The organism is Mycoplasma zalophidermidis, from assembly GCF_018913985.1.
GTDB lineage: Bacteria > Bacillota_I > Bacilli_A > Mycoplasmatales > Metamycoplasmataceae > Mycoplasmopsis > Mycoplasmopsis zalophidermidis.
Genome location: NZ_JAHMHK010000001.1, coordinates 113,159 through 135,523 on the forward strand (window position 1 = coordinate 113,159; position 22,365 = coordinate 135,523).

The 22,365-nt window shown below is 30.4% G+C and carries 21 protein-coding genes and 2 tRNA genes; 17 read left to right on the forward strand and 6 right to left on the reverse strand.

The window, feature by feature from the left end; all coding sequences use genetic code 4:
• From KQ878_RS04305 to KQ878_RS00400, 3 genes are read right to left on the reverse strand one after another with little or no spacing between them, the layout of a single operon-like run.
• A complete protein-coding gene (locus KQ878_RS04305) occupies positions 1–1,230 on the reverse strand; it encodes a Y-family DNA polymerase (protein WP_216567719.1) in 1,230 nt (409 codons plus the stop codon).
• On the reverse strand, positions 1,223–1,642 hold the full coding sequence (locus tag KQ878_RS00395; RefSeq protein ID WP_246778271.1) for an iron-sulfur cluster assembly scaffold protein: 420 nt from the start codon (positions 1,640–1,642) through the stop codon (positions 1,223–1,225). Before KQ878_RS00395 ends, KQ878_RS04305 begins: the two co-directional genes overlap by 8 nt.
• Positions 1,632–2,789, reverse strand: a complete 1,158-nt coding sequence (locus tag KQ878_RS00400; protein WP_216567720.1) for an aminotransferase class V-fold PLP-dependent enzyme — start codon at positions 2,787–2,789, stop codon at positions 1,632–1,634. Before KQ878_RS00400 ends, KQ878_RS00395 begins: the two co-directional genes overlap by 11 nt.
• Positions 2,790–3,000: 211 nt before the next feature.
• Here KQ878_RS00400 and rplM point away from each other — a divergent pair, with 211 nt between their 5' ends.
• The 10 genes from rplM to KQ878_RS00450 all read left to right on the forward strand — a co-directional run bounded on the left by rplM (position 3,001) and on the right by KQ878_RS00450 (position 10,151).
• Positions 3,001–3,435 carry a 50S ribosomal protein L13 gene (gene rplM / locus KQ878_RS00405; RefSeq protein WP_171111128.1) on the forward strand — a complete coding sequence of 145 codons (435 nt, stop codon included), beginning with the start codon at positions 3,001–3,003 and terminating at the stop codon, positions 3,433–3,435.
• A 1-nt stretch (position 3,436) separates the two neighbouring features.
• Positions 3,437–3,838 (forward strand): 30S ribosomal protein S9, encoded by a 402-nt coding sequence (rpsI, locus tag KQ878_RS00410; protein ID WP_171111130.1) that lies wholly within the window; start codon positions 3,437–3,439, stop codon positions 3,836–3,838.
• Between the two features lie 61 nt (positions 3,839–3,899).
• Positions 3,900–3,976: transfer RNA gene (locus tag KQ878_RS00415), tRNA-Ile, on the forward strand.
• 75 nt (positions 3,977–4,051) lie between these two features.
• Complete coding sequence (locus KQ878_RS00420) at positions 4,052–4,339, forward strand: cupin domain-containing protein (protein ID WP_216567721.1); 288 nt, start codon at positions 4,052–4,054, stop codon at positions 4,337–4,339.
• Positions 4,340–4,390: 51 nt separating this feature from the next.
• On the forward strand, positions 4,391–5,275 hold the full coding sequence (locus KQ878_RS00425) for a UTP--glucose-1-phosphate uridylyltransferase (RefSeq protein ID WP_216505126.1): 885 nt from the start codon (positions 4,391–4,393) through the stop codon (positions 5,273–5,275).
• 40 nt (positions 5,276–5,315) lie between these two features.
• Positions 5,316–5,837: a hypothetical protein gene (locus KQ878_RS00430; protein WP_216505128.1), complete on the forward strand. Its 522-nt coding sequence runs from the start codon at positions 5,316–5,318 to the stop codon at positions 5,835–5,837.
• Positions 5,838–5,849: 12 nt separating this feature from the next.
• Complete coding sequence (locus KQ878_RS00435) at positions 5,850–6,557, forward strand: phosphorylase family protein (RefSeq protein ID WP_216505130.1); 708 nt, start codon at positions 5,850–5,852, stop codon at positions 6,555–6,557.
• A 74-nt stretch (positions 6,558–6,631) separates the two neighbouring features.
• Positions 6,632–7,168, forward strand: coding sequence for an NUDIX domain-containing protein (locus tag KQ878_RS00440; protein WP_216505132.1), 537 nt, complete (start codon positions 6,632–6,634; stop codon positions 7,166–7,168).
• Positions 7,169–7,289: 121 nt separating this feature from the next.
• A tRNA-Ser gene (locus tag KQ878_RS00445) sits at positions 7,290–7,380 on the forward strand.
• A gap of 71 nt (positions 7,381–7,451) precedes the next feature.
• The gene (locus KQ878_RS00450) at positions 7,452–10,151 is read left to right on the forward strand and encodes a cation-translocating P-type ATPase (RefSeq protein WP_216567722.1); all 2,700 of its coding nucleotides are present in this window, start codon (positions 7,452–7,454) and stop codon (positions 10,149–10,151) included.
• Between the two features lie 13 nt (positions 10,152–10,164).
• On the opposite strand, the gene secA is transcribed toward KQ878_RS00450, so the two are convergent.
• The 3 genes from secA to gpmI form a co-directional block, all read right to left on the reverse strand.
• Positions 10,165–12,711 (reverse strand): preprotein translocase subunit SecA, encoded by a 2,547-nt coding sequence (gene secA, locus KQ878_RS00455; RefSeq protein WP_216567723.1) that lies wholly within the window; start codon positions 12,709–12,711, stop codon positions 10,165–10,167.
• Between the two features lie 247 nt (positions 12,712–12,958).
• Complete coding sequence (locus tag KQ878_RS00460; protein WP_216567724.1) at positions 12,959–13,843, reverse strand: Cof-type HAD-IIB family hydrolase; 885 nt, start codon at positions 13,841–13,843, stop codon at positions 12,959–12,961.
• A 1-nt stretch (position 13,844) separates the two neighbouring features.
• Positions 13,845–15,335 carry a 2,3-bisphosphoglycerate-independent phosphoglycerate mutase gene (gene gpmI / locus KQ878_RS00465; RefSeq protein ID WP_216567725.1) on the reverse strand — a complete coding sequence of 497 codons (1,491 nt, stop codon included), beginning with the start codon at positions 15,333–15,335 and terminating at the stop codon, positions 13,845–13,847.
• A gap of 201 nt (positions 15,336–15,536) precedes the next feature.
• On the opposite strand from gpmI, the gene dnaX reads away from it, so the two are divergent.
• The 7 genes from dnaX to KQ878_RS00500 all read left to right on the forward strand — a co-directional run bounded on the left by dnaX (position 15,537) and on the right by KQ878_RS00500 (position 22,354).
• A complete protein-coding gene (gene dnaX / locus KQ878_RS04540; RefSeq protein WP_216505139.1) occupies positions 15,537–17,396 on the forward strand; it encodes a DNA polymerase III subunit gamma/tau in 1,860 nt (619 codons plus the stop codon).
• A gap of 11 nt (positions 17,397–17,407) precedes the next feature.
• The gene (locus tag KQ878_RS00475) at positions 17,408–17,698 is read left to right on the forward strand and encodes a YbaB/EbfC family nucleoid-associated protein (protein WP_216505141.1); all 291 of its coding nucleotides are present in this window, start codon (positions 17,408–17,410) and stop codon (positions 17,696–17,698) included.
• A complete protein-coding gene (locus KQ878_RS00480) occupies positions 17,698–18,282 on the forward strand; it encodes a toprim domain-containing protein (protein ID WP_216505143.1) in 585 nt (194 codons plus the stop codon). The genes KQ878_RS00475 and KQ878_RS00480 overlap by 1 nt, the downstream gene beginning before the upstream one ends.
• Before the next feature lie 9 nt (positions 18,283–18,291).
• Positions 18,292–18,963, forward strand: a complete 672-nt coding sequence (tmk, locus tag KQ878_RS00485; protein WP_216505146.1) for a dTMP kinase — start codon at positions 18,292–18,294, stop codon at positions 18,961–18,963.
• Positions 18,950–19,870: a DNA polymerase III delta subunit-related protein gene (locus KQ878_RS00490; protein WP_216505148.1), complete on the forward strand. Its 921-nt coding sequence runs from the start codon at positions 18,950–18,952 to the stop codon at positions 19,868–19,870. Before tmk ends, KQ878_RS00490 begins: the two co-directional genes overlap by 14 nt.
• A complete protein-coding gene (gene rsmI / locus KQ878_RS00495; RefSeq protein ID WP_216567726.1) occupies positions 19,863–20,585 on the forward strand; it encodes a 16S rRNA (cytidine(1402)-2'-O)-methyltransferase in 723 nt (240 codons plus the stop codon). The genes KQ878_RS00490 and rsmI overlap by 8 nt, the downstream gene beginning before the upstream one ends.
• 119 nt (positions 20,586–20,704) lie before the next feature.
• Positions 20,705–22,354, forward strand: coding sequence for an MBL fold metallo-hydrolase RNA specificity domain-containing protein (locus KQ878_RS00500; RefSeq protein ID WP_216505150.1), 1,650 nt, complete (start codon positions 20,705–20,707; stop codon positions 22,352–22,354).
• Positions 22,355–22,365 lie beyond the last annotated feature (11 nt).

Consider the following 22,365-nt stretch of genomic DNA (forward strand, 5'->3'; position numbering starts at 1 on the left):
TTAACCTTTCTTTGCGGTATCTTCGCATAAATAACGTGACTGAATATTTTCTTTCACTTTATCACTTTCAAATTCGTCACCTGTTTTTAATGATTTTACTCTCATTTTATAATTTATATTTTTAATAATTTTTTTAATCTTGTCTTCATGTTCATCAGTTTCAAATAAAGATATTGGTTTTGCAACATCAAATTCGTTTATTAAACGAGATAATTTGACTCCAATACCTCTAATAAAATTCTCTTTAAACATCTTATTAAAAATTGAACTAGCTTTCGAGTAAATCTCATCACTATCATTAGTTGGAATATTAAGCGTCATTTGTTGACGAGTTCATCGTTTAGTAGTGCTTCTCACCGAAACACATATTACGTATCCAACAGTATTACGATTCTTAGCTCTCAAACTTACTTTTTGACATAAATTAAATAAGATTTTTAATATTTCATCGCGCTCATCTAAATCAAAAGATAAAAATGTTAATTCATTTCCTATTGATTTTAAGTCATTGTGTTCATAATTTAATTCTTCATTAAATATACCCTTTGCCTCATTGATAAAACGGTTAGTTCTTGAACGAAAAATTTCATATAAATCTTGGTCATTTTTATCACGAGAAGCTAATTTGCCTATTGTGTCGATTCCAATTTCTTTTAACTTTTGAGAAGTACTCTTACCAATACCGAAATATTCATCAATTGCCAAAGGTCAAATACTATCTTTAATATCTATTATTTTGGTTTGCTTCACACCAAAAGGTTTGGCTAAATTAGTTGATAATTTAGCGAGAAATTTATTATGAGAAATGCCAATGGAAATAGGTATTCGAAATTTAGAATATACGTGTTTTTGCATTGATTTTGCTAAATTTACTGCATTATTTTCATCAGTAATATTTGTAACATCAACCCAACACTCATCTATTGAATAGACCTCAATGTTTTTAGTGTAATTTTCCCCAAGAAAATCAAATATTTTGTTTGACAAATTAATATATAGATCAAAATTTGGTTCTATAAAAATTGTTCTTGGTTCTTTTTCTAAAATCTTGTAATTAGGTCACCCAGATTTCACACCTTTTGCTTTTAACTCGTAACTTACTGAACAAGCAATCGACCGCTTAAGATTTTTGCCAATTGCTATGGGTTTACCATCATACTGGGGGTTCAATACTCGATGCGCACTAGCAAAATATGAATCAAAATCAATATGAAAAATTATTCTAGACATTTAACTCTTCTTTAAGGGCATTCGATAGTAACGTTGCACAATAATATCTATTAGGATGTTCTTTAACATTATTAAAAATTGCTAACTCTCCCAATTCATTTTCTATTGAACTATCACCACCATTTTTGATAAAAGATTCATATTTTTCAATAAAATTGGTCACTTCGTCTACGCTTTTACCGTTAAGTTCTTTACAAATTAAATCAGTAGAAGCAATCATAAATGCGCAACCTTTCCCATCAAAATATAAATTATTTATTTTATTATTATTAATTTCAAAACTAAATTCAAGATAATCAGCACAGGCTTTTCCGTGTCTGATTATTTTATTATTATCTATTATTTTCTTATATTCTGGTGTTAAGTAATGTGCCATAATAATTTGGCGTTTTTGTTCTTGATTAAATGACAATGAAGTCCCCTCCTTTTTCTAAAGAATCAACAAGTTTCCTGATTTCTTTTTTATTATTATAAACTCCTAATGAAACCCTGACATATGAATTTTCTTGCATCACATTTCTAACATAATATGCGCAAAAAAGTCCAGATCTTACATATATATTTTGAGTACCTAAATAGTGCGCTATATCGTGAGAATCTACACCTTTAATATTAAATAAAATAATGTGATCATCAGGTTTTGTATAAATTTGAATATTCGGAATTTTTGATAGTTTTTTATAAGCATAATTTGATAAATCTTTCAAGATTTTCTGTGTTTTTTCATATCCTAAATAAGTGTTAAAAAAATCTAGCGCTTTATCAAACATATAAATACCAGCAAAATTGGCCGTGCCCGATTCAAATAAATCAATTGAGTCATTTTTAATTCAAGTACATGATTTATCTATGTTAAGAACTGACCCACCACCAAAAAACACAGGCTCAAGTTTTTTTAATAAATCATTTTTTATTGCTAATACTCCCAGTCCTGTTGGACCATAAAATTTATTACAACTAAAAGTTATTACATCTGAAAATTTTGCACTAACAGGCTCATAGACAATTGCCTGAGCAGCATCATTGACAACAATTGCCCCAACCGATTCAGCTTTTTGTTTAATTAATTTCATATCCGTAGAAACATTAAAATTGTTATTCATTTGTGCAAATGCGATAACTTTAGTTTTATTATTAATATTATTATGCAAGTCGTTTTCAACTATTATTTTTGCACCGGTTTTTTTGGAAATTTCTATTCATGGAACAAAATTCGATGAATGATTAAATGAACTTAATAAAATTTCATCACCAGGCTTAAGTTTTGATTGTAGCATTAGAACTAACATATTTAATGACGCAGTAGTACCTGAAGTAAAAATGATTTTTGTCTCGCTAATGTTTGTCTCTAATAAGTCACAGATTTTTTTACGTAAACTATTGATAATAGCAATATTTTGGATTCCCAAAGGTGCATTGTTAGTTCTTACACTAACAGAATATTTTAGATAAAAATCTGTACTTGCTTTAATAGCCATATCCGGCTTTAAACATAGTGCTGCATTATCGAAATAAGTAATTTTTTTTAACATTTTGAAATGATCTCTTAGTTTTTTCATAATTCAATTTTATTGCACTATTTGAAATATCATTCAACTTTCCAAAAAATTTCCTTTTAATTTTGGAGATTTAATGTATATTTTTATTTATACCGAGATAAGCTTGTGTCGCTTAAATCGATATACCATTCGGTTCGACGAATGAAATCCAGTAAAAATTATCCCGTTAACGAATTGGTTTTACCAATTAAAAAATATTGAGGAGAAAACAATGAGACAAACAACTATTGTAAACAAAGAAAACGCAAATAAAAAATGATACGTTGTTGACGCCGAAGGACAAGTTCTAGGTCGTTTAGCAGCCACTGTCGCAACAGTTTTAAGAGGAAAGAACAAACCAACCTTTACTCCAAATGCTGACATGGGCGACAATGTTATTATCATTAATGCTGAAAAAGTTGTATTAACAGCTAACAAAGAAGAAGACAAAGTTTACTACCACCACACAGGATATCCTGGTGGTCTAAAAAGCATCACTGCTGCTAAGTTAAGAATTAAGAAACCTACAGCAATTGTACAAAAAGCCATCTACGGTATGTTGCCTCACACAAAATTAGGTGACAAACAACGTAAAAACTTATTTGTATATGCAGGTCCAGAACATGCACACCAAGCGCAACAACCAGAAAGTTTAGAGGTAAAATAATATGGCTACAAAATCAGTTATCGAATATCGTGGTTTAGGACGTCGTAAAAGTTCTACAGCACGTGTTATTTTAAGACCAGGTAAAGGTACATTCACTATTAATGGTCGTGATGCAAGAGCTTATTTAGCATCGGATTTATTTTTACAAGATGCTTCACAACCTTTAGCATTAACTGAAACAGTTGGAAACTTCGACATTACAGTTAATGTTCGTGGTGGTGGACTAAGTGGTCAAGCCGGTGCAATCCGTTTAGGTATTGCTCGTGCATTATTATTAGCAAGTGATTCATACAGAGCTAAACTAAAACCAGCAGGTATGTTAACTCGTGATGCTCGTGTTAAAGAACGTAAAAAACCAGGTTTACGTAAAGCACGTCGTTCACGTCAATTCTCAAAACGTTAATTTTAATTTTTTATTTAATAATCCAAAAAGTTGCGGTATAATTAATTCCGCAACTATAATTGCGAGCGTAGCTCAGCTGGTTAGAGCACACGACTGATAATCGTGAGGTCGATGGTTCGAGTCCATTCGTTCGCACCATTTCATTAAGTTGACCAAGTGACCCTAGCGGTCATTTTTTTATTATTTTTTATAGAATTGTTTAAAATTAATAATATGTTTAAAAAAATAAAACTAATTAAAGATGTAATAAATATTAAAAATGATGTCAATCATTCTAAATGGACAAACGAAGAACTTTCGCATACCTTATTTAGTAATAAAGGCCACAAAATCGAAATAATACATTCTTTTGAATATAATTCCGATTGAATGCAAAACAATGATTTAGAACATGCCTTTTTAATCAAGGGAACAGCAACTATTGAAGACGAGAACAGTAATATTTTTGAGATGTCAGAAGGGGACTGTTTGCGAATTAAAAAAACACTAAACATAAAATAATTAAGACATCGCAACATGCAATTTGATTAGTAATTCATATAGGAGATACAAATGAATAAAAAAGTTAAAAAATTAATTATCCCAGCAGCTGGATGAGGAACAAGATTTTTGCCAATGACAAAAGTAGTTCACAAAGAATTAGTGCCTATTTTAAATAGACCTTCTTTGGACTTATTAGTAGACGAAGCCTTAAGCGCCGGTATTGAAGAAATTATCTTGGTAATTAGCGAACGTAAACAAGATATATTAAATTTATTTTCAGTTAATCAAGCTCTTGAAGAAGAGTTGGAATCAAAAGGCAAAGCTAAATTATTAGATTTGGTTCGCAAAACAAATCGCTTTAAACACATCAAATTTGTTTTCCAAGACAAACAAAATGGACTAGGAGATGCTTTAGCTTCAGCAAAAGAATTAATTGGTAATGAACCATTTGCTGTGATTTTAGGAGATGATTTAATTAAATCAAACACTCCTGCTATAAAACAACTAATTGACTTTTATGATAAAACAGGAGCTAATATTTTAGGTGTGCAAACGGTAGAACCAGAAAATGTTCACAAATATGGCGTTGTTAAACCTCTTAATAACGAAGAAAGAAATTTAAAATCATTTGAAATTAGTGACGCAGTAGAAAAACCCGCTTTGGAGGTTGCCCCATCGCACAAGGCAATTCTTGGAAGATATGTATTTAATCCTGAATTATTGGATATTTTGTCTAAAATTGAATATGATGGTAAAAATGAAATACAAGTAGTCGATGCATTTGAAGAGTTAAAAAACAAATATAATCAAAAAATCTATGCTTTCGAATTTGAAGGCACTAGATATGATTTAGGTTCAATCGAAGGATTCGTTAAAGCAACTATTGATTATTCATTAGAAAATGTTGAAATTAAAGATAAAATTAAGGAATACATCACACAAAAAGTTAAATAATAACGCAAATTGTGTATGATTAATTTCGTAAGGGAGAATCATGAATAAAAAACTTTTATTAACCCTAGGGTTTGCTTCTAGTGTTCCATTGGTTACTGTTGCAGCTAGTTGTTCAAAACTAAGCAAAGATGGTCAAGAATTACAACAATATGTTGAAAATGTAGAAAATACTCTTTTACTTAAAATGAAGAATCAAATCTTCAGTAGCGATAAATTAATTAGTGAATTAATACCAAAATTAGAAAAGGTGATTTTAGATGCTAAAAACTTAATTAATGATACTCAAAAACATGAGGATTCAGAATATAAAATGCGCCTTCACAATTTGGTTGATGTGTCTAAAGTTAGTCAAGAAAGAATAACTTTGCTTGACACCAGAAATAATTTAAAAATTGTGATGAAAACATTAGAAGTTGATATTGAAGAACATCAAAAAGCTCCAAAATATTCAGATAAAAGATACAAAAAAATAAAATCTTTATATGATGAAATAAAAGCCAATATTGATAATGAAGATATTACCATATTACAATCATTATATAAAAATGCTCAAGAATTATAAAAGGAGACTATCATGCCAACACCACACATTAGTGCCCAAAAAGGCGAAATAGCAAAATACGTATTAATGCCAGGAGATCCATTGCGTGCAGAATACATGGCTAAAAAATTTCTTAAAAATCCAAAATTAGTTTCTTCGGTAAGAAATGTATTATTTTACACCGGAGAATATAATGGAATGCAAGTAACTATCGGTGCCTCAGGAATGGGCGCTGCATCAATCGGAATTTATGCATACGAACTTTATACTGTTTATGGCGTTGAACAAATCATTAGAGTGGGTTCAACCGGTTCTTATATTGAAGAATTAAATGTAAAACAACCAGTTCTAGTTAATAGAGCTTATGCTGATGGTTTCGGATTTGTTGAACTTATGGTTGGTGAACGTACACATGAAATGTTTCCAACAAAATCAACAATGGATTCGCTAATTAATGCTGCAAACGATATGGGAGTTGAATTAAAACAAGTTTCATGTCATACAACAGACGTGTTTTATGGTTTAAGAAGTATCGAAGAAACAAAAAAAGTTACCCAATGTCAAGTTGTAGATAATGAATGTTTTGCATTATTTGCCACTGCTTTAAGATGCAATAAAAAAGCCGGTGCTTTACTTTCAGTTTCTGAAAACATTGTAACCGGAGCTAGCCTTTCAAGCGATGAAAGACTATTAGAATTTTCAACTATGTTTGAAATTGCTTTAAATTCACTAAATAAATAATATATAATGAAACAATAATGTTTCATTTTTTGTTAAATATTGAATAATGTGTTTATTCGTAGAATGGAGATATAATGAAAAACAACACAAAACTATTCCAAAATGATTGAATAAGTGTATTTAAATCTGATAAAGGTTTTACTTACTGTCAACGCCGCAGTATTAACTCAATTGCGGCTCTATTGTTTAAAAAAACAGACACGGGATATGAATTTATGATTCATTACCAACCTCTTCCAGAAGTTAAAGAAAAGAAACGATGAGATCAACCATATCCATCTGCTATAACTGGTAGTATTGAAGACAATCAAACCCCAAGTGAATGTTGCATTAATGAAGTATTAGAGGAAGCTGGTTACAAAATAGAATTATCTAATATAATAGCTCATAATGTTTGTGTTGCAACTACACAAATGAATGAAAAAGTATATAACTTTGTTGTTGATGTAACAAATTTAACAGCTCATGATATACTAACTGATGGTTCAATATTCGAATCAGTTGCTTATAATGAATGATTCACGCAGGAAGAATTTGAATCAATCTTAAAATCGGAATTACATCTATCTTCATTAAGCGCTCTTTATACGCTTTTCTTACTTAATAAGTAAATCTTATTTTGAGATTTTTTTATTAAATTGATAAATTTTATTGAATTTTTCAGCAAAAACATTAAAAATAACTTTTTTGTTCCTATAAATACAATTTATATATATAATAGTAAAGCAAAATGGGACAGTACTCAAGAGGCTGAAGAGGCGGCACTGCTAATGCTGTAGGGGTGGCAACACCCGCGGAGGTTCAAATCCTCTCTGTTCCGCCATTTTTTTTATACTTTTTTGTTAGGTTTTATAATATCCATTTAAAATAATATTCAAAGTAGAAAGGGAAATAATGAATAAAGAAGAATCATTAAAATATAACGGTTTAAGTTCAAAAGAAGTTTGGGTAAAAAAACAAAAATTTGGATCTAACTCGTTAATTAAAAATAAAAAGATAAATCCAATAGTAGCATTCTTTAAACAATTTTTGGACCCAATGATAATTTTATTAATTATTGGGGCCGCAATTTCATTGGGATTAGCCATTTTTGAACAAGTTACTAATAAAAAAAGTGGCGTGGATTTAACTATTAGTTATGTAGAACCAGCAATAATTATTTTAGTCATTATATTAAACTCAATGCTTGGCGCCTATCAAGAAGTGAAATCCGATAACGCTGTTAGAGCTTTGGAGAAAATGAACGAAACATATTCGAATGTGATACGTGACGGAAAAGTCATCAAAATCAAGGCTACTGACCTAGTTCCTGGGGATTTGATTATTTTAGCTGCAGGTGATACTATAAGCGCAGATTGCAAAATTATTGAATCCTCAAACCTAATGGTAGTTGAATCTTCACTAACTGGAGAAAACTTACCAATTTTAAAATTTGCTGATTGAAATGCGGAAACTAATGCAATATTAGCAGAAAATAAGCATTTATTATATTCTGGAACCTATATTACAAACGGTAAAGCTACTGCGTTAGTTATTGGTACCGGTGTTAATACTGAATTAGGCAAAATTAACGAATCAATACAAAAACAAGGTAAAAATATTACTCCTTTACAATACAAACTAAATAATTTAAGTAAGTGGTTTGGTATTGGTGGTGTTGCATTACTATTTGTTAGTCTTTTTGTTCAAATTTTACTGAATAATATTTATACAGGTGTTTGAAGCAATTTAGATATCTACACACACTCATTAGTAACAGCAATAAGCCTTGCAGTAGCTGCAATCCCAGAAGGATTAATCACATTTACGACTGTTTTATTATCCGTAGGTGTTAAGGCTTTATCAAAAGAAAAGGCCTTAGTCAAAAACCTATTAGCTGTGGAAACGTTAGGTTCAGCTTCAATTATATGTACAGATAAAACTGGGACATTAACGGAAAATAAAATGAAAATAGTTGATGTTTTCGACTTATCATCTAATTTGATGTTAAGTAAAAATAAAAACAAAAGTAAATTTAAAAATATAGCCTCATTATTAACACTTTGCAATGATGCTTTCATTGATTTGGACAAAAAAACGGGGTCATTCAATGAGATTGGAGATCCTACTGAAACCGGAATGTTGAGATTTGCCCATGAATTAAACATTACGAAGAAAGAAGTGTTAGTAAAAACACCGATAATTCAATCGCTACCTTTTGATAGCGACCGTAAAATGCACTCTGTTTTAGTTGAAATTAACAGCGAAAAGTGAATGATTACTAAGGGTGCGCCCGATATCATTATTAATAAATCTATTAATATAAATAAAGATGAAATACAATCAATAAATGATAATTGAGGTAGCAAATCATATAGAGTTATAGCTTTATCTCGTAAAAAAATTGATAAAGATACAATTTCATTTAGTGATGAAGAAAATTTCGAATTTATTGGTCTTGTTGCGCTGATTGACCCTCCTCGTGATAATGTTCGTGAAAGCGTTGAAAAAGCCAAAAAAGCAGGAATTAAAACAGTAATGATTACTGGGGACCATATCATAACAGCTAAAGCAATTGCTAAAAATTTAGGTATTTATCAAGAAAGTGATTTATGCATCTCTGGTTCCGAATTGTCTAAAATGTCTGATGAAGAACTTAATGAAAAGGTCACAAAAATAACTGTATATGCAAGAGTAAATCCCGAAGATAAACTTCGCATAGTAAAGGCGTGACAAAAACACGATGAAGTTGTTGCAATGACCGGCGATGGTGTTAATGATGCACCAGCACTTAAAGCTTCTGATATAGGTTGCGCCATGGGTATAACAGGAACAGATGTATCGAAGCAGGCAGCAGATTTAATATTGGTCGATGATAATTTCAATACAATCGTTAGTGCCGTTAAAAATGGACGTACCACTTTTGACAAAATCAAAACAATTGTTATGAACTTATTGGTTTCTTCAATAGTTGAAATACTCGTAATGTTGATTGGTATGGTTGTATTCTTTTTTGTTTATAAAGAATATTATTTACAGGAGTTTTATATTTTTGGTGCTAGTCAATTATTGTGGATTAACCTTGTATCTCATGGGTTACCAGCAATAGCTTTAGGTTTTGTAGATAACAAAAAAAATGTTATGGACAGAAGTCCATACAATAGAAAAGAAAGTATTTTTTCACGCGGAATGGGCTCAATGCTTATTTGACAATCACTATTATTAAGTTTTGCGACATTAGCTTCATACGCAATTGGTGCTGAATATGCAATCAAAAACGGATTAGAATTAGCTCAAATATCATCTACATGCGGGTTTATTACTTTGGGGCTAGCTTGTGGCATTAACACTATCAATTTTATCAGTGAAAAATCAATTTTTGTTTCTTTATTCAAAAAATACTGATTAGTTTGAGCAGCAATAGCATTTTCTGCAACAACAATACTGATAATTGCATTAGTCCCTCAAATAGCACAGATTTTTAGAATGGCAAACATTATTGACCACCCAATTCTAATTATTACATCAATTCTATTGGGATTAGTTTTAATTGCGATGAATGAATTGCTTAAATTATTCAAATTTATAAAAATTAGTGTTAAAAAGAACCGTTAATAGGCGGTTCTTTTTAATTTCTATTTGTAAAGAAATCGTCCTCAATTGCTTGTATATTTTCGTTCGAAACATGAATTTGTGCATTTTTAGTTTCAAAGTAATAGTTAAGTAATCTTTTTTCTTTTTCAATTTCGTCTAAGTTTTCATCATCAAATACAATTATATTTCTAATCTCGGCAAATAAAGGGTCTTGTCTTACTTCTGCCGGAATTAATGACGAAGCGCCTAAACGTTCGTTAAAGATAGTTTTTGCTACATCCGTAGCGATATTAGCTAACATTTGATTGAATTTTTTGCTGCCCTCTTCTGTGTAAACTTGATATGGGTTTTTTTGAGAATATTGAACTAAATTGACATTAGAGCGTAATTTATCCATTGTGTTAATGTGATTTTGTCAATATTTATCCACAACCGATAAAACTATTCGTTTTTCAGTATAAAACAATAAATCCTTGGCATAATCCTTCTCAACATTATTTCTTCAAATATTGTATTTATCAAGAATTTTTTCAATTAAATAGTCTTTCATGTCACTTTCATGAATTTTAATCAACTCCTCAAAATTGATTTTTTCTCTAACACCTTTGCCAAGAAAATCATTGTTTAAATACGATAGTAATTTTTCATAAACGAATGAACCCGTTTTATTTAAGAACTCAGGATTAGTTACTATTGAGTTGATCGAACTTTTTAACATTCTTTCAATAATAAATCCCAAATCTTCATGTATTAATATTAAATCTCTTTGAGCATAGAAAAGGTCACGCTGTTGTCGGATAACATCATCATAATGAAGAACACTTTTACGCGAATCATAGTTAAAACCTTCAATTTTCTTTTGAGCAGCCACAAAACCTTTAATTAACGATTTAGTGGTTATTTCTGCGTCGCCTTTAGAAGCAAATTGTTCCTTAAATTCTTCATAATTTGCAAAACGCTTCATTAACTGGTCGTCGAGCGATACGTAAAATTTAGATGTTCCTGGGTCACCTTGACGTCCACTACGCCCCCTAAGTTGGTTATCTATACGTCTCGATTCAGCCTTATCTGTACCAATAACATACAAACCGCCTAACTCTTTTGCTTCCGCGCTTAGTTTAATATCAGTACCACGACCAGCCATGTTCGTTGCTATTGTAACCGATTTAACTTGACCTGCATTTGCAATTATTTCAGCCTCAGAAGCATTTTGTTTAGCATTAAGGACTGTATGGGGAATCATAGCATTCAATAGATACTGATGTAATATTTCGGAATCTTCAATTTGAGCAGTACCAACTAATATTGGTTGTCCTTTTTCGTATAATTCTCTAATTTTCTCAGTAACGGCAGCCCATTTACCAGTTGCTGTTGCAAAAATTGAATCAGGTAAATCTTGTCTGATGACTGGTTTGTTTGTTGGGACAACATTTACCCGCATGTTATAGATATCAATAAATTCTTGTTCTTCAGTTTTGGCGGTACCTGTCATACCGCATAGCTTATTGAACATACGGAAAAAGTTTTGGTATGTAATGGTTGCAAGAGTTTTAGTTTCACTTTCTATTTCTACACCAGCGCAGGCTTGAATTGCTTGTTGTAATCCTTCAGAGTAAGCACGTCCTTCCATAATACGACCTGTAAAAGCATCAACAAGTTCAACCTTACCATCTCTAACGATATATTCGACATTTTCTTTCATTACTTTATGAGCTCTTAGTGAGTTTTGAATACGGTGTACCATTTCAGAGTTTTCAATATGGTAAAGATTCTCAAATCCGAAATAATTTTTTGCTCTTTGAATACCACTGAATGTCAATGAAATAGCTTTTGATTCTTCATCAATTTCATAATCATCTTCAGTTAATGTTCTAACAAATCTATCAGCAAGGAAATAGTCTTGAGTATCTTCTCCTTCTCCGCCGGAAATAATCAAAGGGGTTTTTGCTTCGTCAATTAAAATCGAGTCAGCTTCGTCAATTAGGCAAAAGTGAAGTCCTCTCTGAACTTTTTCTTCCATTGAACTCGCCATATTATCTCTTAAATAGTCAAAACCCAATTCAGAGTGAACTGAATAAGTAATATCTGCCGCGTAGGCTCTTCTTTTATCATCGGTCTCCATTTGGGCTTTATTGATGCCAACTGTCATACCCAATCAGTTGAATACTTCACCCATTTCGATAGCATCCCGTTCTGAAAGGTATTCGTTAACAGTGGAAACAATAGCCCCTTTCCCTTCAAGCGCATTTAAATATACTGGTGCAATCGAAGTAATTGTTTTACCTTCACCAGTTTTCATTTCCGCAACCGAAGCTAAATCAAGAAGCAATCCTCCTATCATTTGAACATCATAAGGTCTTTTACCAAGAACTCTTTTGGTAGCTTCACGAGAAACAGCAAAAACTTCCGCTCTCATTGATTCTAAACTTTCTCCATTAGCTAAACGGCTTTTGAATTGCAATGTTTTATTTTTAAGGTCTGCGTCGCTAAGTTTTTGAATTAATGGTTCAAAAGCATTAATTTTTTTTAAGGTCTTTTCTGCGATACGCATTTCTGTAGATTTAAAGTTAAATAGTTTCATATTCACAATTTTACATCATTAACAATATAAATTAAATTTTGATATTAATATTATTACTTAAATTAATTGCTCGATTGTTATGACATGACATTCATTTTTGTTGAATAAATAATAAAACTAGAAAAACTTTTGCAAAAACTAAATTTTAACTATTGATGTCTGATTTTTAATCGAATATGACAATAATACGATTTACATTTTGGTACGAACCTTGTAAAAAAACTCGCTGATAAATAGCGAGTAAAAATTAATAATTAAATTTCTTTCTTTGTTTTTCATTATATGAAATTACTTTATCTAAAATATCTGACTTCATTTTGTCATTTTTAGTTCTGTAAACGTAATCTATAATAGCTTCGGAAAGGCCGTTTTGGTTACAATCTGAAGTATAAAGGGAAACCTTAGATTTTACGTAATCAGAAGCGTTATCCATAGCATAACCATATCCGACTTTTGATAACATAGATAGATCGTTTTTACTATCGCCAATAGCCATAACGTATTTTAATTCTGTATTAAAAATATTGTTGCACATTCATTCAACGGCCGACCCTTTTGAAACATCTTTAGCTGTAATTTCAATAAAATCAAACAAGAAAACCATTTCAATATCAAGATTCATTGAATCTAATTCTTTATAAATTTGTTCAATACAATGAACCGGTTCCAAAATTTCGATTTTAAAAATGTCTTCAATCTTTGGCATAGGTTCTGAGTCATAATCGAAATCATTAAACTCAGATAAAAATTCCTTGGTGTTATTAGAAACGTTATAAATTCCAAACCCGTTTTCGTTGTTTCAAGAAATTCCGCCATTATATTTTTCAACAACCGACATTATTTTAGATAGCGCGGAATTTGAAATTGTTTTTTTGTAAAGATATTTTGATTCATGAGTATCATAAATTTCAGCGCCGTTTGAAGTAATTAAATATCTAGATTGAAATTCTTTGGCTAAATCCTTCATTTTTTGAAAAAGAGGATTACCTGTGGCTATTACAAATTCAACATCTTCAACTTTTGAGTTAATTATTGTTACCCTATTTTCTGCTGTTATGATACGCGTTGGATATTCGTAAATTGTACCATCAACATCACTAAAAACTACTCTTTTAAACTTGTTTTCTATCATATTAAATTAAAGGTTTCTCAGTCATTTCTTTTGGAATCTCAATACCCATGTATTTAAGAACTGTTGGTGCTATATTTCCTAATTTACCATCCGACAATTTAACATTTTTATCGGTGCAAACTAACATGACAGGATTATCTGTATGTTTAGTAGCTGGCCCGCCTTTTTTGTCGATCATTACTTCAGAGTTACCGTGATCAGCCGTAATAAATAATGTAACATTATTATTGTTAGCTCATTCTAATACTCTGGCTAATTGAGTATCAAGTCATTCAATTGCTTCAATTGTAGCATTTAATACTCCTGTGTGACCAACCATATCTGGATTAGCATAATTCATGATAACTAAATCATTTTCCAGTCCATGTGCTATTAATTGGTTTGTAATTTCTTCAGCACTCATCTTAGGGGCTAAATCGTATGTTTTAACCTTTAAAGAATCAACCATTATACGTGATGAATTGTCATATACCACGTCAACACCACCATCCATAAAATATGTGACGTGCGAGTACTTTTGAGTTTCAGCTAATCTTAATTGCTTTAATCCAGCATCAGCAATTACGGCGCCAATTGGATTTACAACCTTCATTTCTTCGATTGCTACAAGGCTATTAACACCTTCGTATTTCATCATAGATACAAAATTATGTAATTTAACGGAATTAGGACAATTATATTCAAATAAATCCGAACCTATAAAGCAGTGAGATAACTGTCTTGCTCTGTCAGGTCTAAAATTGAAGAAAATCACTGAATCGTTTTCTTGAACAAATAACCCTTTTTCACTAGCGGCAGGAACTAAAAACTCATCAGTAACATTTTTACCATACATACTGTTAACATATTCAATTACGTCAGAAAATTTGTTGTCTGTATTACCTCTTATTGCATCAAAATGAAGTTGGATACGGTCAAACATTTTATCTCTATCCATACCATAATAGCGACCTCCAATTGAAGAAATTTTGAATGAATATTCATTGCAAATTTCTTGTAAATGATTTAAAGAATCAAGTATTGATTTTGGCGCAACATCCCGACCATCGCCAATTGCATGAATAGAAACATTTCGCAATCCTTTCTGATGTGCCAATTCAATTAAAGCAAATAAATGATCTTCATGTGAGTGGACACCACCATCACTTAATAATCCAACTAAATGCAGAGTCTTACCTGACTTTTTAACATCATCCATTACCTTATTTAAAACACTGTTATTATTAAAATCGCCAGTTTTTATCGCATGATTGATTAAGCTTAAACCAGTATATACAACTCTACCTGCGCCAATATTTAAATGGCCAACTTCTGAATTACCCATTTGCCCTGCTGGCAAACCCACAAATTCACCCGAGGCTTGAATTAGGGAATGAGGATATTTATTTAAAAATTTATCTAAGGTTGGAGTTTTAGCTAAGTCGAAGGCATTACCTTCGTATTTTTTTCCTAATCCCAACCCGTCTATTACTATTAATACTGTCTTTGTCATTATTCTCCTTATTTTTTATTTATTAATAACATTTTAATATTTTTTACATATTTATTCCACATATTTATTTTGCACACTAAAATAAGGTGGTATTTATATCATTTTTTTGATTGTTTTAACTTTGCCAAAAAAATATTTTTAATAATTTAGGACATATTAAATTAATATTAATATAATTAAATAACTATATGGGGGGTGAAAATGGTTTACAAGGCATTATATCGTAAATATAGACCAAGAACTTTTAGTGAAGTTAAAGGTCAAGATCATATTGTTCAAACACTTAGAAATATAATTTTAAATCACAAGGTTAGCCATGCGTATCTATTTGCGGGACCAAGAGGTGTTGGTAAAACATCGGTTGCTAAAATCTTTGCAGCAACATTAAATTGTGGACATGGTAATGATTTAACGCAAATTTGCGATATTTGCCTTAACAAAATTGACCGAAATTTCGACATCATTGAAATGGATGCTGCGTCAAATAATGGCGTGAAAGAAATTAGAGACCTAAGAGATAAAATCCAAAACTCACCTGCACACGGGAAATATAAAGTTTATATAGTTGATGAAGTTCATATGTTGTCCAAAGGGGCGTTTAATGCCTTATTGAAAACACTTGAAGAACCACCTGCACATGCTATATTTATCTTGGCTACTACCGATCCTCAAAAAATTCCTTTGACAATTTTGTCTAGAGTTCAAAGATACAACTTTAGAAAAATTCCTACAAATGTTATTACAGAACAATTACAACACGTTTTGGCCGATGAAAACGTAGGATTTGAACCTAGCGCGCTAAACTACATAGCTAGACTAGCGACTGGTGGAATGAGAGATGCTTTATCAATTGCTGATCAAGCATTGGCTTATGGTAATGGTAATATTCATTTAGACGATATAGTTTTTGCATTCGGTATTTCTTCTAACGAGAATCTAATAAATATAATAAATCTTCTTTATGAAGGTAACATTAAAGAAGTTTTACTTATTTTTGAATCATTGAAATTAGGCGGGTTAGATTCTAACCAATTTGTATTGGGTCTTATAAACACTTTTAAGGATTTCATTATTTATGAAAAAACTGGCGACATTAAATTGTTGGAATTACTAAATGAACAAGAATTGAATGAATTGGATATTGATCTGGATTTCGCATTAGAAAAATCAGAATTACTATATAAACTATATAAAGATTTAATGTATGCTGACTCTCCATTTCAATTAATTGAATTAAATCTTTTAAAAATGTCTAATGATACTTTAGAAACGCTTAAAAAAGCAAAAGAACAAACATCTAATATTGAAAGAAAAGCTAATGATAATTTGCAAAAACAAGGAGTTGAAATGATTGCACCTGTAAAGAATAAAGATAGACAAGAAGACACCATAAAAACCGCATTGGAAGAGAGCTGTGAAATGATTTTAGAAACCAATGATGAGCTGGGCGACACACAAACTATAAATAATGATATTTTGAATTCTGCAAATGATTTTGATTTTGATGACGATGGTCTAATCACTACTTCAGAAATCACATTGGATGATGAATTAATAAAACCTAATGATATTATTGTGCCTAATTTTTCAAGAAATTATGCTTCAAAAACATCGTTTGAAACTACTCTAACAGATGACGAATTAAAAAACCTATTGTTACTTTCAGATATGAGCTTTATAAAACAGTTAAATGACAGCATTGATGTTTTAAAGAAATTATCTATCGATAAAGTGTATGACCCATATATAGAGGTTTTGAGCGACCTTACAATTCTAGCTGCTAACGATAACTTCATGTTGTTAAATACAAACGATGCCACAAAACTTAATTATTTAAACGATGTTTCACACGATTATAATTTCCAGGAATTTATTAAAAAATATTTAAATTCCCATAAACATATATTTTTAATTAAAGATAGAACAAGATATAAAGACGTATCAAAAGCTTTAATCAAAGAAATTAACGAAGGAATCACAACAAAACCAATTCCTTTAAAACCAATAAAAATTAATAAAGCTCAAACACCAACAAGTTTACTGTTTGAAACACTAAAATAAAGGAGGTCAATATGGACCAAGGAATGTTAAGAAAAATGCAAAAATTGCAAAAAGAATTAGAACAAAAAACTGAAGAATTTATGGAATTAACTTTTAGTGAAGAAAAATATGGTCTGGAAGTTATTGCGACTGGAGCTAAAAAAATTGTTTCTATCAAAATTAAAGATCAAGATTTATTAGACCCTGAGGATGCTCAAACATTAGAAGATTTAATGACATTAGTTATTAATCAATTATTTACCAAAATTGATGATGAGCAGGAAAAATTGATGCCACATATGCCTAATGGCTTTAGTTTCTAATGAAAATAGATACACTTGAAAAAGCTAATGAAGTTTTTAAAAAAATACCCGGAATAAGTAAAAAACTAGCCGAAAAAATAAGTACATTTATTTTGAATCAAAGTACTGATTTTTCAGTTGAATTAGTAAATGCAATTCAAGATATCAAAGACAATATTGTTTATTGTTCCCAGTGTAACTTCATTCGTGAAAATAATAAATGTCTAAATTGTGATGATCCTTTGAAAATGAATTCATTAATGATAGTCGAAAGTATTACTACCTTAATTAAAATTGACGAAATGGGTATCTTTTTTGGTTTTTATTTTGTTTTACCAGAATTGTTGAGTGTTAAACAAAAAAATGATTACAAATATGAATATCAACAACTTTTTGAATTTATTGGTAACCACAATTTTGACGAAATAATGATAGTTCTTTCTCCTTCATTAGAAGGTGAAATGACTACAGCTCATTTACAAAAATTGTTACAAAAAAGAGGCATAAAAGCAACAAGAGCAGCAATTGGAATGCCAATGGGTTCAAATCTTGAATATCTTGACCCATTCACAATAAAACAAGCTATAAAAAACAGAAATATTTAGGGGAGACATATGTTTATAACATTTGAAGGGCCTGACGCCAGTGGCAAAACCACAATAATCAATAAATTAGTTGAATACTTAACTTTAAGATTTCCTAATTTAAAATACCTGACAACTAGAGAACCAGGTGGTAAAGATTTGGTGGAAGCAGAAAAAATTAGACAAATAATTTTAGATAAAAAATCAGTATTAAGTCCTGTTGCAGAGGCAATGTTATATTCTACCAGTCGTAGAATTCACTTAGAAAGAGTTATTTGACCAGCATTAAAAGAAAATAAGCTTGTTTTGTGTGATAGATATGTAGATAGTTTTTATGCATATCAAGGATTTGCAAGAGGCCTAGGCATTGATTATGTTAAAACAATGACTAATCTAATTATTGATGATACCATGCCCGAAATCACTATTTTCTTAAATATAACCCCTAATGATTCTAAATTAAGAATGAACCAATTGCGTTTAGTGGAAGAACACGATCGTTTGGACAATGAGACAGATTTATTTAGACAAAAAGTTTACGAAGGATATTGAAAGTTAATTAATCAAGACCCCGAAAGATTTATAATTATTGACGCAAATAAATCCATTAGCAATGTACTTGATGAATTAATTAATAAATTATTTAGTAATAATAGATTCAGCGAATGAATAAAAGAGTCGGTTGAAAATGTTAGCCAGTAATTTAACAAAAATTATTGATTCTTCTATTAAATGCAAAAAAATAAATCACTGTTATTTATTAAAAACAACTAAAGGCGTAAATCTAGACGATAATATTATTTATATGATTAACTCATTTACTGGGTTAAACATTAAAAATTTAGATCAATCTTCTTTGCCATCAAATATTATTCTTGCTGATGCATCAAAATCGCAAGGAGAAGGATTAAAAAAAGATAATATTGTGGATATCTTTGAACAAAGTAATTTTTCTAATTTTCTTGAGAATGGATTGAAAATAATAGTTTTTAAAAATATTGATTTGGCATCACATCAAGCTTTAAACGCCCTATTGAAAACAATTGAAGAACCTGCAAATGATGTGGTATTTATTTTGACAACCCAAAATATTAATCAGGTTCTAACGACTATCAAATCACGTTCCTTTATCATAAATATAAATAAACAAAAAAAGGCTGTGTTGGAAGATGAAATTTCAAATCTCGGATTTGATAAAGACCAAGCCTGACTTTTAGCGAATGTTGTGTCTGATATATCACTAATCTTAGAGAATAAACAGTTATATGAATTCTCTAAGATTAATGATTTACTGACTGCTTTTGTTAAGTCGTTTAAAGATAAAATTTCGCTAATTATCTTATTAACAAAATTAAACAAACGTGAATATCACGATGATTTAGTTTTTCTAATCGAATGCTTAAAATTTATACTAACTTGATCATGAATGCCGCTTGATTTTCTCCCTAAGAAATTTCGATCATTTGCTAAAAAAATTGCTGATGCAAAATTCAATTACAAAAAATGTTTCTTAGTTATAGACAAGTTCTTAAATTCGGTCGGAACTAACGATAATTTATTTTTACAGACGGAAACAATGTTCGTATACATGTTGGAGTGTTATGAGTAAAATTTATATTATTGGAACACCAATTGGTAATTTAAAGGACATAACTTTGAGAGCATTGGAAACATTAAAAATTTGCGATGCAATCGCTTGCGAAGACACTCGCGTAAGTGGCAAATTATTATCATATTACGGGATTGATAAAAAATTAATTTCTTATAGCAAAATAAACGAAAAGAAAACGGCTGAATACCTTATTGAAATGTGCTTAAGTGAAGAAATTAATTTAGGTTTAGTTTCAGACGCAGGAATGCCAATGGTCAGTGATCCAGGTTTTGAATTAATTTCGCTTGCTAGAAAAAATGACATCAGTATTGAATTAATACCGGGCGTCAATGCTGCAATATCAGCATTTGCTTTAAGCGGACTATCATCCACATTTGTTTTTCATGGATTTCCTAAAGAAAAAAAAGGACAAAGACAAAACCAACTTGAATCATTATCGTCTGATTTTTCACATATTTTTTATGTTTCTCCACATAAATTAAATAATTTTCTGGATGATTTAGAAATAATATGAGCAAATAAAATACAAATTTTTATCGCTAGAGAATTGACTAAAATACATGAAACTCAGTACTTTGGGAATATAAGAGATATAAGAACTCAACTGGATAATACAAGTCAAAAAGGTGAATTTACTATTGTTATAAAACCTGTTGAATCTAAAAAAATAAAAATAAATAAATACGCAGAATTTTCAAAAGTCAAGAACTAGAAATTATTAGTTTTTGATTTTATTATTTAATTTTAAATATTATATTAATGTTTAGTATATAATACCCACAACTAGAAACTTTAAAATTCAATTAAATAATTTAACAAAATGGAGGATATATGAATCATATTAATATTTTTGCATTAGGCGGTTTAGATGAGAATGGTAAAAACTGTTACGTTTTAGAATATAACGAAAAAATCTATATCATTAATGCCGGAACTAAAGTTCCTATCAATTCACAAAACGGAGTTGACACATTAATTCCTGATTTTTCTTATCTTGAAAAAAATAAAGACAAAATAGTTGGGGTGTTTGTAACCGATGTTAAAAACGAAACTTTTTCAGCATTACCTTGATTATTAATGCATATACCAAATCTAAATATCTACACGTCACCATTTAATAAAATAATGATAGCGGATCGTCTTTCGAAATATAAAATCATGAACAAAGATTATAAGATAATTTCTTTAAGTAAGATGGCTAAATTGGGTGAAATTTTTGTCCAACCAATTGAGCTTGCTGGTTCAATGCCCGGACATATTGGTTTTGATTTTATTACTCCAGACGGTGATGTGTTATTTATGTTTAACTTCGTTGAAGGTAATTTAGGTATTTATGGAAAACTGGATTTTCAACATTTAAAAACAGGCTTTACAAAACGCAAATTAATTGCTTTAGTTGTTGATTCTGGTCGCGCAAACTATTCAGGAAAAGCAGTAGATAAAATCAACCTTCCTGAATCAATTAAAGATGTTTTTATGAGTGCAAAGGAAAATGAAAGAATAATTATTGGTGCCTATGACGAAGAAATGGTTTCAATACATCAAATACTAGAACTGGCAATAAAAACTAATCGTCCAATAATTACTTATGGCAAGACATATGGACAATTATTCTATCTAATGCAAAAGGAAAATCCTAATTTAAAATTACCGGAACAAATAGATTACAAAATGGCTAATAAATCAGACAATGCAGTTGTTTTGGTCACTGGAGCCATCGAACGTCTTTACTCAAGATTTTTAAGAATTACTGATAATAATGATGTTTTCTTAAAATTAAAACCAACTGATAATGTAATTATGATTGCACCCCCAATAGCTGGTCTTGAAAGTATTGCAGCAGTATCATTAGATGATATTGCTAGAATTACACCTAAAATTTCTGATGTTTCGAATAAAGAATTCTATCGTCACCGCCCAGCAAGACAGGATTTAATTGATTTAGTTAAAACTTTGCAACCCCAATATGTTATTCCAGTTCAAGGACTTTACCGTTATTTATCAGAGGCTGCTAAATGTATTAGTAAAGAAGCTAAAATCAAACCACAAAATTGTATATTATTACAAAATGGAAAGATAGCTCACTTTATCAATGGCAAATTATCAAGTACCAAAGGCAAAATTAAAGGTATCGGCGATGTTATTATTGATGGTTTTGGAATTGGAGATATTAGTACCGAAGTTATAGCAGAGCGTGAAATTTTAGGCCGTGATGGAGCAATAATAATTACATCGACTTATAATTCGAACACTAAAAAATTAACAGGACGTACACAAATTAACATCATCGGAGCAATCTCAAAAGAAGATAAAAAAGAAGCTGAAGAATTAATTATTTCAACAATTGTAAGTCTTTTAGAAACAGAAGAATTTGAAGGGTTGAAAGATTTTCAAAATCGTGCTCGTCATGTGATTAGAAAAAGAATTTTCAAAACATTTAATAAAGAACCAATGATTATCGTTTCTTTAAACCAAAATTAAAAATAGGGTCA